The 16,217-nt window shown below is 74.5% G+C and carries 2 protein-coding genes and 2 pseudogenes; all 4 read right to left on the minus strand.

All coding sequences use genetic code 11. From position 1 onward, the window contains the following. Positions 1-25 precede the first annotated feature (25 nt). Entirely contained in the window at positions 26-223 is a 198-nt protein-coding gene (locus BT341_RS34900; RefSeq protein ID WP_072480274.1) for an MbtH family protein, read from the minus strand. Further along, entirely contained in the window at positions 223-1,476 is a 1,254-nt protein-coding gene (locus BT341_RS34905) for an MFS transporter (RefSeq protein ID WP_072480275.1), read from the minus strand. Before BT341_RS34905 ends, BT341_RS34900 begins: the two co-directional genes overlap by 1 nt. Next, a pseudogene (locus tag BT341_RS34910) lies at positions 1,473-11,852 on the minus strand (amino acid adenylation domain-containing protein); the annotation flags it as partial. The pseudogene BT341_RS34910 and the gene BT341_RS34905, both read right to left, overlap by 4 nt. 21 nt (positions 11,853-11,873) lie before the next feature. Beyond that, a pseudogene (locus BT341_RS47060) lies at positions 11,874-16,216 on the minus strand (amino acid adenylation domain-containing protein); the annotation flags it as partial. Between the last annotated feature and the right edge of the window lies 1 nt (position 16,217).

Genomic DNA, 16,217 nt, shown 5'->3' on the forward strand with positions numbered 1-16,217 from the left:
GGCGGAGGCCCGGGCCGCGGCGGCTTCACCCGGCGGACATCCGTTCCCGGAGGCTGCGGGGACGCATGTCCGTCCAGACCTCGTCCACGTGGTCCATGCACTCCTGCCGCGTGCCGCGCTTTCCGTCGGGCTGCCAGCCCGCCGGTACCTCCTTGTCCGCCGGCCACAGCGAGTACTGGCCTTCGTCGTTGACCAGGACCTGGAAGGTCGTGTTCTCGTCCATCAGGGCTCCTTCGGGTTGTCGGTGTTCTCTTCGATCACGTCGGGGAAGCCACGTAGTGTCCTGCTGACGGTCGTCAGCACGGTGACCAGCGCGATCGCCCCCGCACAGGTGAGTACCGCGGCCGGGCCGGGCAGGACGTCGACGAGCCAGCCGCCGAGTGCCGGGCCGAGCGCGGCGGCCAGCCCGCCCGTCACCCCCAGCACGCCGCCGAGCCGGCCGCGCAGCTCGTCGGGGGTGTAGAGCAGCTGGTAGGTGTTGATCGTCGTGTTGGCCGCCGGGGCCAGGAACGCCATCGCCGCGAACAGCAGCCCCATCAGGTAGCCGCTGTGCACGACCGCCGCCAGCGGTGTGAGCAGGGTCAGGCCCCAGAACACCCCGATGATCAGCACGTACGGCCGGAACCGGCGGTGCAGGTACGGCGCGGCCAGTGCCCCGGCGATGCCGCCGCCGCCCAGCATCGCGGCCATCACGCCGATTTCGCCTGCCGGCACGCCTCGCTCGGTGGCCAGCACGATGATCACCAGGTAGTAGGCGGCGAAGAACAGGTTCAGGGCGATGGCGCACACCGCCGTGACGCGCACGCGCGGCTGCCGCCAGACCCAGCGCAGGCCTTCGGCGATCTCCCGGCCCAGGTGGGCGGGCGGCCGCTCCTCCGCCGGCTCGCCGCGCGCGGGCAGGCGGACGAACACCAGCGACACGAACGCGACGACGTGCGCGACGACGTCGAAGGCGAACGGGACGAACCGGCCCAGCGCGAACAGGAAGCCGCCGAGCGCCGTGCCCGAAAGCTGGCCGGCGCTCGTCCGCGCCGCGTTCAGGGCCACCGCCGAGGACACCTGCTCGGTACTCACCAGCCGGGGCAGGCTGGCCTCCTCGGCGGGCTCGAACAACGCACGGCACAGCCCCATCACCACCGCGACGACGACGAGCTGCGCCACGCCGGCCACGCCCCACCACAGGGCGAGGACCAGGCTCGCCGCCGCGAGCGCCTGCGCCGCCTCGCAGCCGAGCATGATCCGCTTGCGCGGCCACCGGTCCACGAGCGCGCCGGCCGGCAGCCCGGCGACCAGCTGCGCGATCGCCACCGCGCCCAGCACCAGCCCGGACTGCGCGGCCGAGCCCGTGAGCGCCAGCACCAGCAGCGGGAACGCGATCGTCGTGGTGCTGAACCCGGCCTCGGACACCACCTGGCCGCTCCACAGCAGGCGGTAGTCCCGGTTGCGGGACAGCTTCTCCTTGCTCGGCGCGCTCACGCCCGCTCCCCCCGGCAGTCCGCGGCGATGCGCCGCAGGGCTTCGGCGAAGCCGGCGGCGACGGCCTCGACCGTCGCGCGGCCGTGCCGGTCCGGCCGGAAGAACCAGGAGAACTCGAGCCGGCCCGCCCGCACGCCGCCGACCACCTCCAGGGAGTGCGCGGGCACGTTCGCCGGGTCCTGCTCGCGGCCGATCGGCGGGTGCGACGCGCGGAAGAGGCCGTCGCCGCTGCCCGTGCCGTCGCCTTGGCCGAGGTAGTTGAACGCCAGCTGCGGGGTGCTCGCGCCCAGCTCCGGGAACCGGTAGGAGCGCAGCACGCCGTAGCCGAAGCCGTTGGCGGGCACCGCACGCAGCTGCCGCCGCACGGACTTGACGAGCGTGCGCCAGTCCGCGGCCGGGTCGATTGTCAGGCCGACCGGGAACAACGTCGTGAACCAGCCGACCGTCCGGGACACGTCCACGCCGTCGAAGATCTCCTCCCGGCCGTGCCCCTCCAGGTCGATCGCGACGGAGTCCCGCCCGGTCCACCGGCAGACCGCCCACGCCAGCGCGCTGAGCAGGACGTCGTTGATGCGCGTCCGGTACGCCCCGGGGGCCAGCCGCAGCAGGGCGTCGGTGTCCCGCTCGCCGACCTCCACCGGCACGGACCCGGCCGCGGCCGTCCTGGTCCCGGTGTGGTCGAGCGGGAGGGCGCAGTCCGGCAGCTCCCGCGCCCAGTACTCGCGCTGGTCGTCGAGGCCGCCGCGTTCGGCGAACGCGCGCACCCGCAGCGCCCAGTCCCGGAACGACGTCGTCTTCGGGCCGAGATCCGCCTTCTCCCCCGCCTGGATCTGCCGGTACGCCCGGTCGAGGTCTTCCAGCAGGATGCTCCACGACACCGCGTCGACGACCAGGTGGTGCGCCGCGAGGAACAGCCTCGGCGGCGCCCCCTCGAACAGGACCGCCCGCAGCTGGGGTGGCCGCGCGAGGTCGAAGCTCGCGTGCACCTCGTCGGCGACCGCTTCGGGGTCCGAAGTGGACACTGTGCGCAGCGGCGCCGCCGGTTCCGGCGGGTCGTTGTGCTGCCGCCACTGCGCACCGTCCCGGGTGAACCGCAGGCGCAGGGCGTCGTGGTGCGCGACGACGGTGTCGAGCGCCTGCCGGAGTGCCTCCTCGTTCGGCGGCCCGGCCAGCTCGAGCAGCACGGACTGGGTGAAGTGGGCGGGATTGGCGGGTCCGGCGTCGAGGAACCACCGCTGGATCGGCGTGAGCGGCACTTCGCCGACGACGGCTTCGGACTGCTCCTGGACTTCGTCGGCCGCGGTGACCACGGTCGCCAGCGACGCGACGGTCTGGTGGGTGAACAGGTCCTTCGACCGCATCCGCAGTCCGGCGAGCCGGGCCCGGTGCACGACCTGGATGCTGAGGATCGAATCCCCGCCCAGGTCGAAGAAGTTGTCGCGCGCCCCGACCCGCTCGCGGCCCAGCACCTCCGCCCAGATCGCCGCCAGCGCCGTCTCGACCGGCCCGTCCGGTTCGACGTACCGGTGCTCTTCGGGATCGGCGTCCGGCAGCGCGGCGCGGTCGAGCTTCCCGTTGCGGGTCACCGGGAGCGCGTCGAGCGCGACGATCGCCGAGGGCAGCATGTAGTCCGGCAGCGACCGGGCGAGGAACTCCCGCAGGTCCGGCTCGGCGTCGGGCACCACGTAGGCGATCAGCCGCCCGTCCCGCGCCAGCACGGCCGCGTCGGTGACGGCGGGGTGCGCCCGCAGCGCGGCCTCGATCTCGCCGGGCTCGATGCGGTGGCCGCGGATCTTGACCTGCTCGTCGGCGCGGCCGTGGTAGACCAGCTCGCCGTCCGGCCGCCGGGTCACCCGGTCGCCGGAGCGGTACATCCGCTCCCCCGGCGGCCCGAACGGGCAGGCGAGGAACCGCGACGCGGTGAGCCCGGGCCGGCCGAGGTAGCCGCGGGCGAGCCCGTCGCCGGCGATGTACAGCTCGCCGGGGATGCCCGCCGGGACCGGGTTCAACGCCGCGTCGAGCACGTAGAGCCGCGTGTTGCGGATCGGGTGGCCGATCGGCACCGGGCCGGCGGGGACCGGGTCGCCGGGTTCGACGCGGTACTCCATGCAGCCGACCGTCGTCTCGGTCGGCCCGTACTCGTTGATCACCGTCGCGCCCGGATGCTCCCGCCGCCACCGGTCCAGCACGTCGCCGAGCAGCTGTTCGCCGCCGACGACGAGGTCGCGCGGGTCGCCCGAGAGAACGGCCAGGTGGCTGGGCGTCGCCTTGAGGAACGTGCACGGCACGGGCTCGGTCTCCAGCACCTCGCCGACCCGGATGCGGCCGCCGGCCAGCAGCGGGCCGAACAACGTCGTCACGGTGAGGTCGAACGACACCGAGGAGTGCAGCACGGCCGTGCCGCCCAGGCCCGGGTACGCCTCGACGGCCCAGCGCAGGTAGTTCGCCGCCGCCCGGTGGCTCACGACCACGCCCTTGGGACGGCCCGTCGAACCGGACGTGTAGATGACATACGCCGGGTGCTCGGGGTCTAGGGCCACTTCCGGGGCGTGGTCCGGGAAACCGGGCGCGTCGACGTCGTCGACCACGCACACCGGACGTGCGTCTTCGAGCATGTAGGCGATCCGGCCGGCCGGGTAGCCGGGGTCGACGGGGACGTAGGCCGCGCCGGTCTTGAGCACCGCCAGCAGCGCCACCAGCAGGTCCGCCGACCGCGGCAGCAGCACCGCGACCCGGGTCTCCGGCCCGGCTCCGGCGGCGATCAGCCGGTGCGCCAGCCGGTTGGCGCGCACGTCCAGTTCCCGGTGGCTGAGCGAAACGCGGTGGTCGGACACGGCGACGTCGTCGGAGCCGGGGCGCAGCAGGGCGGGCAGCACGGCGTCCGGCTGCGGGTGCCGCGGGGCAGCGGCCAGCACTGCTTCGCGTTCGCCGGGCAGGAACAGCGAAAGGTCGCCGACGGGCCGGTCCGGGTGCGCCGCCGCTTCGCTCAGCAGGATCCGCAGCCGCTCGGCCACCCGCTCGATCGTGGCCGCGTCGAACAGGCCGGTGCTGTAGTTGATCGCCCCGCGCAGCGCGCCGTCGTGCTCCTCGAACTGCACGAGCAGGTCGAAGGTCGCGGTCGTCATCGGCAGCGCGACCTCCTCGGCCGCCAGTGCGCCGCCGCCCGGCCGGTCGCCGGTGTTCTGCAGGGCGACCATCACCTGGAACAGCGGGGTTCGGCTGGAGTCGCGGACCGGCTGGACCGCGTCCACGACCCGTTCGAACGGCACGTCCTGGTGGGCGAAGGCGTCGAGGACCGTGTCCCGCACCTGGGCCAGGAACTCCCGGAACGGCCGTCGCGCGTCCACTGTGGACCGCAGGACCAGTGTGTTGACGAAGAAGCCGATCAGCCGCTCCAGCTCGGGCCGGTCCCGGCCCGCGGTGACCGTGCCGACCGCGACGTCCTCCTGGCCCGCCCACCGGGCGAGCAGCACCTGGCAGGCGGCGACCAGCGTCATGAACAGCGTGCCGTCGCCGTCTCCCGCCAGCTGCTTGAGCCGCCCGGTCACCTCGGCCGGCACGGTGAATTCGACCCAGTCGCCCTCGGTGGTGCGCACGGGCGGGCGCGGGCGGTCGGTCGGCAGCTCGAGCGGCGCCACGCCGTCGAGGCGCTCGCGCCAGTGGCCGAGCTGCTCGGCGAGCACCGGGCCGTCGAGGGACTCCCGCTGCCAGACGGCGAAATCGGCGTACTGCACGGGAAGCTCCGGCAGGTCCGGTTCGCCGCCGCGGGCGAACGCGGCGTAGCAGGCGTCGAGCTCGGCGGTCAGCACACCGGACGACCAGCCGTCGGTGACGATGTGGTGCAGCACGAGCAGCAGCACGTGCTCGCCGTCCGCGCGCCGGAACAGGCGCGCCCGCAGCAGCGGGCCGGTACGCAGGTCGAACGGCTCCCGCAGCTCCCGTGCCAGCGCGTCTTCGGCGAAGTCCTCGACCGGCAGGCCGACCTCGTACGGCTCGTGCACGAGCTGGACGCCGCGGCCGTCGACGGTGGCGAACGTCGTCCGCAGCGACTCGTGCCGGGCGACCACGGCGTTCAGCGCCCGGCGCAGCGCGGCCAGGTCGAGCTCGCCGCGCAGCCGCAACGCCGTCGGCGAGACGTACTCGGTGCTGCCGGGCTCGAACTCGTCGAGGAACCACAGCCGTTGCTGGGCGAAGGACAGCGGGAGGGCGCCGTCCCGCGGCACGGCCGGGATCGCCCGTGCCGCCTCCGGTGCCCCGTGCAGCCCGCCGGCGAACCGGCCGAGCGTGGGCGCGGTGAACAGGGCGCGCGGGGAGACCTCGATGCCGAACTCCTCGCGGACCCGCGAAGTGATCCGCATGCTCGTGATCGAGTCCCCGCCCAGCTCGAAGAAGCTGTCGGTGACCCCGATGCGGCCGACGCCCAGGACGTCGGCCCAGATCGCGGCGAGCCGCCGTTCGGTCGTCGTCCGCGGCGGCACGTACTCGGCTCCGGCGTCCCGCTCGGGCGCCGGCAGCGCGCGGCGGTCGATCTTTCCGTTGCGGTTCAACGGGATCGTGTCGATGGCCACCACCGCCGACGGCACGAGGTGCTCGGGAAGGCGGTCGCGCAGCCAGGCCCGCAGCCCGCGGGTCTCGCCGACGACGTAGGCGACGAGCCGTCCGTCGCGGGCCACCACCGTCGCGTCGGTGACCGCCGGGTGCTGCCGGAGCACGGCCTCGATCTCGCCCGGCTCGACGCGGAAGCCGCGGATCTTGACCTGCTCGTCGACGCGGCCGAGGTAGTCGAGCTGTCCGCCGGCCGTCCAGCGGACGCGGTCACCGGTCCGGTACATCCGGGTCCCGGGCGGCCCGAAGGGGTCGGCGACGAACCGGCCGGCGGTCAGGCCGGGCCGGTTCAGGTAGCCGCGGGCGAGCTGCGGCCCGGCGAGGAACAGCTCTCCCGGGACGCCGGGCGGCACCGGGTGGCCGGCCGCGTCGAGCACGTAGGCCGCCAGGTTGCCCAGGGCCCGTCCGATCGAGGGCCGTCCGCCGGCGACCCGGGCGTGCGTGGCGTCGACGGTCACCTCGGTCGGGCCGTAGTAGTTGTGCGCGGTGACGCCGGATCCGGCCAGCTCCCGCCAGAGCGTCTCGCCGGTCGCTTCGCCGCCGACGAGCACCGTGCGCGGCCGGTGCTCGCCGGTGAGCAGTCCGGCGCCGATGAGCTGCTGCAGGTAGGTCGGGGTCAGGTCGAGCAGGTCGATCCGGTGGTCGCGGACGTACCGGACGGCGGCGCGCGGGTCGAGCCGGGTGTCGTCGTCCAGCACGTGCAGTTCGTGTCCCTCGACCAGCGCGAGCAGCGGCTCCCACGACGTGTCGAAGGAGAACGACGCGGTGAGCGCGGCCCGCGTCCGCGGCCCGCCGAGGAACACGCCGCGGTGGTTCGCGAGCAGGTTGGCCAGCCCGCGGTGCTCGACGACCACGCCTTTCGGCCGTCCGGTGGAGCCCGAGGTGTAGAGCACATAGGCGGCGTTCGCGGGGCCGGGGCGCGACGCGGCAGCCGGGTCCGTCCCCGCCCGCGGCTCGGAACCGTCCAGGACCACGACCGGCCGGGTGTCTTCGAGCAGCAGCCGGACGCGCTCCTCGGGCAGCCCGGGGTCGATCGGCAGGTACGCCGCGCCCGCCTTGAACGCCGCCAGGATCGCGACGACCGCCTCGGCCGAGCGCGGCAGCCGGATCGCCACGACGCGTTCCGGGCCGGCCCCCGCGGCGGTCAGCCGGCGCGCCAGCCCGGTGGCGCGCGCGTCGAGTTCGGCGAAGGTCAGCCGCGTGCCGCGGAAGACGAGGGCGGTCTCGTGCGGGATCCGCGCGACCGTCGCTTCGAAGACGTCCAGGACCGTGCCGGCGGGGACGTCGAGCTTCGCGCCCGCTCCGGTTTCGAGGATTTCCCGCCGTTCTTCGGACGTCGGAAGCGACAGCTCCCCGACGCGGCGGTCCGGACCGGCGGCGATCGCGCGGACCAGCCGGGCGAGCCGGTCCGCCAGCCGCCGCACCGTGGCCTCGTCGAACAGGCGCGGGTCGTAGGACAGCTCGAGGCCCAGCCGGTCGTGCAGGAAGGCGGTGAGGTTGAGCGGGTAGCTCGTGGTGTCGAGCGAGCTGACGTCCAGCACGCGCACGCCGTCCTGCGCGCTGTCCTCGATCGGGTAGTTCTCGAAGACCACGACGCTGTCGAACAGTGCCGTGCCCGCCGGGACCGCGGTGAACGCCTGCAGCTTCGGCAGCGCGAGGAAGTCGTACCGCCGCGCTTCGGCCTGGCGCGCCTGGATCTCCTGCAGCCATCCGGCGATCGGAAGTCCGTTGTGGACCTGGACGCGGGTCGGCACGGTGTTGATGAACATGCCGATCATCGCCTCGACCCCGGGCAGCTCCGCCGGGCGCCCGGACACCGTGGTGCCGAACAGGACGTCGGATTCGCCGCTGTGGCGGGCCAGCAGGAGGGCCCAGGCGCCCTGGACGATCGTGTTCACCGTCAGCGCGGCCGCCTTGGCGGCTTCCCGCAGCCGGGCCGACTCCGCGGCGGACAGCTCGACGCGTACTTCGGCGGCCGACTCGGCGCGGTGGGCTTCCCGGGGACGGCGGTCGTACGGCAACGGCGTGGGCGCGGCGAAGTCGCCGAGCGCCGCGCGCCAGTGTCGTTCCGCTTCGGCGTGGTCCTGCGCCGCCAGCCAGGCGAGGTAGTCGCGGAACGGGCGGCGCGGGACCGGCTCGGCCGTCCGCCCGCCGGCGATCGCCGCGTACTGCTCGACGACCTCGCCGAAGACCTGGGCCGTGCTCCAGCCGTCGAGCAGGACGTGGTGCGACGTCCAGACCAGCTGGACCTCGTCGTCGACGACGCGGGCGATTTCCAGGCGCATCAGCGGCGGTGCCGTCAGGTCCATGCCCGCCGCCTGGTCGGCTTCGAGCAGCTCCGCCAGTGCCCGTTCCTGCTCGGCCGGGGTGCGGCCGCGCCAGTCGTGGTGCCCGACCGGCACCCGGACGTGCCGGTGGACGCGCTGGAGCGGTTCGTCGACGCCGTCCCAGACCATGCTGCTGCGCAGGATCGGCGTGCGGTCGGCCACCCGCTGCCAGGCTTCGGCGAGCGCCCGCGGCTCGCGGACCCCGGCGAGGCGCAGGCGGAACTGGTCGAAGTACGCGCTCGAACCGCGGTCGACCAGGCTGTGGAACACCATCCCGGCCTGCAGCGGGGTGAGCGGGTAGATGTCCTCGACGTCGCGGCCGTCCCCGGCGAGCCGGTCGACGGCGGCCTGGTCGAGCCGGGCGAGCGGGAAGTCCGACGGCGTGCGGCCGCCGGCCACGGCGCAGTGGTCCACGATTTCGGCCAGTGCTTGGACCAGCTGCCCGGCGAGCGCGCGGACGGTGGCCTCGTCGTGCACTTCCGCGGAGTATTCCCAGGTGAGGTGCAGCTCGCCGGCTTCGACGACGCCGACCACGTCGAGCAGGTACGGCCGGGTGCTGTCCGGGTCGCTGTCGTGCCCGAGTGACTCACCGCGGCCCTGGTACCAGCCGTCGCCGGGGCCGCCGACGTCCCAGCGGCCGTGGTAGTTGAACGAGATCCGCGGCGCGGGGACGTCGCGCAGCGCCGCTCCGGGCGCGTCCGGCGGGCTCAGGTAGCGCAGGGCTTCGAAGCCGGCGCCCTTGTCCGGGACCGCGCGCAGCTGTTCCTTGACCGCCTTGAGGACGGCACCCCAGTCCCCGCCGGGCACGGTGAGCACCACGGGGTACTGGGCGGTGAACCACCCGATCGTGCGGGACAGATCCAGCGGGGCCGCGATCTCCTCGCGCCCGTGGCCTTCCACGGCGACGGCCACGCGCGGACGGCCCGTCCAGCCCGCGAGCACCCGGCCGAGTGCGCTCAGCAGGACGTCGTTGACCTCGGTGCGGTACGCCGCGGGCACGTCGTGCAGGAGCGCGGCGGTCTCGGCCCGGCCAAGTGACACCGAGACCGCGCGCGCCGATCGCGCGCGGTTGCGGCCGTCCCGGTCGACCGGGAGTTCCGTCCGCACACCGGCGCAGGCAGTTTCCCAGTAGCCGGCTTGGCTGTCGAGCCGTCCCGATTCCACGTGCGCGGCCAGCGACCGGGCCCATCCGGTGAACGAACCGCCGACGGGTTCCAGCGGTTGGCCGCGGTAGGCGCGTTCGAGGTCGGCCAGCAGGATGCGCCAGGACACGCCGTCGGTGACGAGGTGGTGGGCGGTGAGGAACAGCCGGGGCGGGCGGTCGGCGAAGGTGAACAGCACCACGCGCCACACCGGGCCGTTCGCGATGTCCAGCGACGTCTGCGCGCGGACGGCTTCGGCGTGCATCGCGGCCGTGACGTCGTCCACTTCGGACAGATCGACGTGCCGGAGGATTCCGGTCGGCTCCGCGGCCGCGGGTTCCTGCCGCCAGGCCCCGCCGGCCCGGGAGAACCGCATGCGCAGGGCGTCGTGCCGCTCCGCGACGGCGGCGACGGCCGCCGCCAGGCGTGGAACGTCCACGGAGGACAGTACGACGTGGACGGACATGGTCAGCCGCCACGGGTCGGCCAGGTGCTCGAACAGCCACGACTGGATCGGGCCGAGCGGCGCGGGCCCGGGCTCTTCGACGGGCGCGGGTGCGGTGTCCGGCTTGGCGACCCTGGCCAGCTCGGCGACCGTCTGGTGCCGGAAGAGATCCTTCGAGGAGATCCCCAGCCCCGCCCGGCGCGCGCGGGCGACGACCTGGATGCTGAGGATCGAGTCGCCGCCGAGGCCGAAGAAGTTGTCCTCGACGCCGACCCGCTCGACGCCGAGCACGGCCGACCACACCTCGGTCAGCGTCGCCTCTTCCGGCGTGCGCGGGGCCACGTACCGGGTTTCGGTGCGCGCGCCCGGCTCGGGCAGGGCCTTGCGGTCGAGCTTCCCGTTGGCGTTGAGCGGCAGTTCGGCCAGGCCGACGAACACCGCGGGGATCATGTGCGCGGGCAGCGTGCGGCCGAGGAACTCCCGCAGCGCGGTGGCTCCCGGCACGGTGCCGGTCAGGTAGGCGACGAGCCGGCGCGTGTCGCCGGTCCCGTGCGCGACGACGGCGGCGCCGGTCACGTCCGGGTGCGCGATCAGCGCGGCTTCGACCTCGCCCGGCTCGATCCGGAAGCCGCGGATCTTGACCTGGTGGTCGGCGCGGCCGCGGTAGGCCAGTTCACCGCCGGCGGTCCAGCACAGCAGGTCGCCGGTGCGGTACATCCGGGTGCCGGGCGGGCCGAACGGGTCGGCGACGAACCGCGCCGCGGTCAGGCCCGGCCGGTTCAGGTAGCCGCGGGCCGGGCCGGCGCCGGCGACGTACAGCTCGCCGGTGACGCCGGGCGGGACCGGCTGCAGCTGCGCGTCGAGGACGTAGGCGCGCAGGTCCGGGATCGGGACGCCCACGGTGGCGCGGTCGTCGTCGAGCACCCGGTGCGTGACGTGCACGGTGGTTTCGGTGATGCCGTACATGTCGACCAGCCGCGGGCCGTCCGGGTGGCGGCGGCGCCAGTCCGCCAGCCGCGCGGGGTCGAGGGCCTCACCGCCGAAGACGACGTACCGCAGGCTCAGTGGCGGCGACGGCAGCGTGCCGAGGCGGTAGAACGCCGACGGCGTCTGGTTGAGCACGGTCACCCGCTGCTCGGCCAGCAGCGCCAGGAAGTCCTCGGGCGCGCGGACGGCTTCCTGCGGGACGACGACGAGCCGGCCGCCGTGCAGCAGCGCGCCCCACAGCTCCCACACCGAGAAGTCGAACGCGTAGGAGTGGAAGAGCGTCCAGACGTCCTGGTCGCCGAAGCCGAACCAGTGCGCGGTCGAGGCGAACAGCCGGGTCACGTTGGCGTGCGGCACCAAGACGCCCTTCGGCACGCCGGTGGAGCCGGAGGTGTAGATGACGTACGCGGTGTTCTGCGGGTCCACGCGGACGCCGGGGTCGGTGTCCGGCCGGTCGTCCGCGGTGACGTCGTCGACGACGCACACCGGCCGCGCGTCGGCCAGCATCGCCTCGGCGCGCGCGGCCGGGAGGTCCGGGTCGATCGGCAGGTACCCGGCACCGGACTTGAGCACGCCGAGGACTCCGACGACGAGGTCGGCCGAGCGCGGCAGCCGCAGGGCCACCAGCCGGTCCGGCCCGGCGCCTGCGGCGATCAGCCGGTGGGCCAGCCGGTTCGCCCGCCGGTCCAGTTCGCGGTAGGTCAGCTCGGTGCCCTCGTGCGTCACGGCGACCGCGTCCGGCGTCCGGCGGGCCTGGGCGGCGAACAGCTCGGGCAGCGCCGGTTGCGGCCCGGCGACGGCCGTGGGGTTCCACTCGCGCACGACCAGGTCGCGTTCGGCCGCGGTCGTCCACGGCAGCGCGGCCAGCGGCCGTGACGGCGTCGCGGCGATGCCGTCCAGGAGGGTGCGCAGCCAGCCGGTGAACCGGCCGATCGTGGCGGCGTCGAACAGGTCGGTGTTGTAGTTCACGACGGCGTCGAGCCGCCCGGCGGTTTCCTGGAAGTGCACCGCCAGGTCGAACCCGGCCGTGCCGACGGGCGGGGCCAGCTCCCGCACCTCGAGCCCGGGCCACGCGGGCCGGGCGTCCGGGGTGTTGTGCAGCACGACCATCACCTGGCACAGCGGGGTGCGGCTGGTGTCCCGCTCGGGTTGCAGGTCGTCGACGACGCGGTCGAACGGGACGTCCTGATGGGCGAAGGCGTCCAGCACGGTGTCGCGCACGTCGTCGAGGAACGCGCCGAACCCGCGTCGAAGGTCCACAGTGGACCGCAGGACGAGGGTGTTGACGAAGAACCCGACGAGACCTTCCAGCTCGGTGCGCTCGCGGCCGCTGACGACGGTGCCGACGGCGACGTCGTCCTGCCCCGACCACCGCGCGAACAGCAGCTGGCAGGCGGCGAGCAGGGTCATGAACAGCGTGCCGCCGCGCTGCCGGGACAGCTCCTTGAGCCGGGCGGTGGTGCCGGCCGGGACGGCGAACTCGCGCAGCGCGCCGTTCTTCGTCCGCACGGCCGGGCGCGGCCGATCGGTGGGCAGGTCCAGCACCGGGACGCCGTCGAGGCGGTGGCGCCAGTAGCTCAGCTGGGCGTCGAACTCCGGGCGTGCCCGCTGCCAGACCGCGTAGTCGGCGTACTGCACGGTCAACGGCGCCAGGGCGGGATCCTCGCCACGGGTGAACGCCCGGTAGAACGTGGCCAGCTCGCTCAGCAGCACCCCGAGGACCAGCCGTCGGTGACGATGTGGTGCAGCACCAGGGTGAGCACGTGGTCGCCGGGGGCGAGCCGGGTGAGCGCGGCGCGCAGCAGCGGGCCGGTGCGCAGGTCGACCGGGCCGGTCGCGCCGCCGAGTGCGGTGGCGAGGTCGCCGTCGCGCACCGGGACCTCGACCGGGTACGGCGGGTGCACGATCTGGACGCCGCGGCCGTCGACGGTCGCGAACGTCGTGCGCAGCGACTCGTGCCGGGCGACCAGCGCCGTGAGCGCCCGGTTCAGCGCCGCGGTGTCCAGTTCGCCGCGCAGGCGCAGCGCGGTCGGCGAAACGTATTCGGTGCTGCCCGGTTCGAACTCGTCGAGGAACCAGAGCCGTTGCTGCGCGAAGGAAAGGGGCGCTTCGAGCCGCCCGCCGTCGCGGGGCAGGAGCGGGATCGCCGCCCGCGGGGCCGTCGCTTCGGGCAGCTGCGCGGCCAGCCGCGCCGGGGTCGGGGCGGTGAAGACCAGCCGGGCCGGGACGTCGGCGCCGAGTTCGTCGCGCAGCCGCGAGACCACCCGGATGCCGAGCAGCGAGTCGCCGCCGAGGTCGAAGAAGTCGTCGTCGACGCCGACGCGCCCGACGCCGAGGACCTCGGCCCAGACCCGGGTCACCAGCCGCTCGCGCTCGTCCCGCGGGGCGACGTACTCCGTGGCCGAGGCGAGCTCCGGCTCCGGGAGGGCCCGGCGGTCCAGCTTGCCGTGCCGGGTCAGCGGCAGCCGGTCGAGGCGCACGAACGCCGACGGCACCAGGTGCGCCGGCAGCGTGCGAGCCAGCTCGGCCTTGAGGTGAGCGAACTCGGCGTCCCCGGCCACGTAGGCGACGAGCCGTCCGCCGCGGACGGCCACCGCGGCGTCGGTCACGAACGGCCGCAACGCCGCTTCGACTTCGCCCGGCTCGATCCGGAAGCCGCGCACCTTGAGCTGGTCGTCGGTGCGGCCCAGGTGCTCCAGCTGCCCGCCGGCCGTCCAGCGGACGCGGTCGCCGGTGCGGTACAGCCGGGACCCGGGGCCGCCGAACGGGTTCGCCACGAACCGGTCCGCGGTCAGGCCCGGCCGGCCGAGGTAGCCGCGGGCCAGCTGCGCCCCGGCGAGGCACAGTTCGCCGGGCACGCCCGGCGGGACGAGCCGGAGGTGCTCGTCGAGGACGTACGCGCCGACGTTGCCGAGCGGGCGGCCGATCACGGGCCGGTCCCCGGTCACCGGGGCGCACGTGGCGTCCACAGTGGACTCGGTCGGCCCGTAGTAGTTGTGCGCTTCGGTCGCCGAACCCGCGAGCTCGCGCCACAGCTCGCGGTCCACGGCCTCCCCGCCGACCATCAGGAACCGCGGCCGGTGCTCGCCGTCGAGGAGCCCGGCGGGCAGCAGCTGCCGCAGGTAGGACGGCGTCACGTCGAGGAAGCCGATGCCGTGCTCGCGGACGTACCGGGTCAGCGCGGCCGGGTCGAGCCGCGTTTCGTCGGTGATCAGGTGCAGCTCGTGGCCGTCGGCGAGCAGCACCGGGCCTTCCCACGACGTGTCGAACGACAGCGTCGCGGTGAGCGCCACGCGCATCGGCTCGCGGCCGAACACCCGCCGGTGGTTGACCAGGAGGTTGACCAGGGCCGCGTGCTCGACGACGACTCCCTTGGGCGTGCCGGTCGAGCCGGAGGTGTGGATGACGTAGGCGGCGTCCGACGGGTGGGGCCGGGCCGGTCCCGGCCCGCCGGTGGGCACGAGAGCGCTGTCCAGGACGACCACCGGCTGCGTGTCGTCCAGGAGCACGCGGATGCGTTCGCCCGGCAGCCCTGGGTCGATCGACAGGTGCACCGCGCCCGCCTTGAGCACGGCGAACAGCGCGATGATCGCCTCGGCCGAGCGCGGCAGCAGCACGGCGACCACGCGGTCCGGCCCGGCGCCACGCGCGGCCAGGTCCGCGGCGAGCGCGTCGGTGCGGGCGGCGAATTCGGCGAAGCTCAGCCGGACGTCGCCGCAGACCAGCGCGGTCGCGTCCGGGCGGGTCCGCGCCTGGTGGCCGAGGAGGTCGACGACGGTCGTGGCGGGGACGTCGAGCGTGCCGCTCCCCCACTCCAGCAGCGTGGCCTCCTCGGCCCCGGTCGTCAGGGGCAGGTCGGCGATCCGGCGGCCCGGGTCCGCGGCGGCGCCCCCGAGCAGCCGCAGCAGGTGCGTGACCAGGCGGTCGATCGTCGCGGCCGCGAACAGCTCGGTGCTGTACTCGACGAGCCCGGCCAGCCGCCCGCCGGATTCCTCGAACTCGATCGAGAGGTCGAAGTTCGCGGAACTCCGGCCGACGTCGGCCGGTTCGGCGGCCAGGCCGGGGAACGACGGTCCGCCACCGGCGCTGTGCAGCAGCACCATGACGTCGAACAGCGGGTGCCGTCCGGGGTCGCGGCCGGCGTGCACGGCGTCGACCAGTTCCTCGAACGGGACGTCGTCGTGGGCGAAGGCGTCCAGGACGGTCTGCCGGGCGGTGGCGAGGTGGCCCGCGAAGGAGGCGGCGCTGTCCACGGCCGAGCGCAGGACGACGGTGTTGACGAAGAACCCGACGACCCGTTCCAGCTCCGGCCGGTCGCGGCCCTGCACGACGGTGCCGAGCGCGATGTCGTCCTGCCCGGTGTAGCGCGCGAACAGTGCCTGGCAGGCGGCGACGAGCACGGTGAACAGCGTGGTTTCCGCCGTGCGGGCCAGCTCGGTGAGCTGCCGGGCGACGTCGTCGGGGACGGTGAACTCGCGGACGGCGCCCGCGGTGCCGCGAGTGGCCGGGCGCGGGTGGTCGGCGGGCAGGTCCAGTGGCGTGATCCCGGACAGCTGCCGCTTCCAGTGCGCCAGCCCCGCCGGGCGGACCGGCCGGTCGTGCTGCCACAGCGCGAAGTCCGCGTACTGCAGCGGCTGCGGCGGCAGCCCGGCGCGCTCGCCGTCGCGGTAGAGCAGGCCGAGTTCCTCGGTGAGCACGCCCATCGAGGCGCCGTCGGTGGCGATGTGGTGTACGCACACCAGCAGCACGTGCTCGGCCGGGCCGAGCCGGGCCAGCACCGCCCGCAGCAGCGGCCCGTGCTCGAGGTCGAACGGCCGCACGTACTCCTCGCGCAGCACGGCGTCGAGGTCTTCCGGGGCGACGTCGACGACCGGGAGCGGTACCTCGTACGGCGGCTGGACGAGCTGCACGCCTTCGCCGTCGATCTCGGCAAAGGTGGTGCGCAGCGGCTCGTGCCGGGCGACGAGCAGCCGCAGCGCCGTGGCCAGCGCGCCGACGTCCAGCTCGCCGGTCAGGCGGAGGGCGAACGCGCTGTTGTACTCCGGGTCGCCGGGCCGCAGCCGGCTGAGGAACCACAGCCGCCGCTGCGCGGACGACAGCGGGATCGGGCGGGAGCGGTCGGCGGCGGCCGGGATCTCCGGCGTGCGCGCGCCCGCTCCCGCCATCCGCCGGCGCAGCGCTTCCTGCAGGTGGGCGGGCAGCGCCGCGATGCGGTCCTGTCGGGACGTGGTCATC

It is taken from the genome of Amycolatopsis australiensis, assembly GCF_900119165.1.
Lineage (GTDB): Bacteria > Actinomycetota > Actinomycetes > Mycobacteriales > Pseudonocardiaceae > Amycolatopsis > Amycolatopsis australiensis.

Coding starts and splice junctions, on each gene's coding strand:
- BT341_RS34900 (WP_072480274.1), bottom strand. CDS start 223: ATGGACGAGAACACGACCTTCCAGGTCCTGGTCAACGACGAAGGCCAG.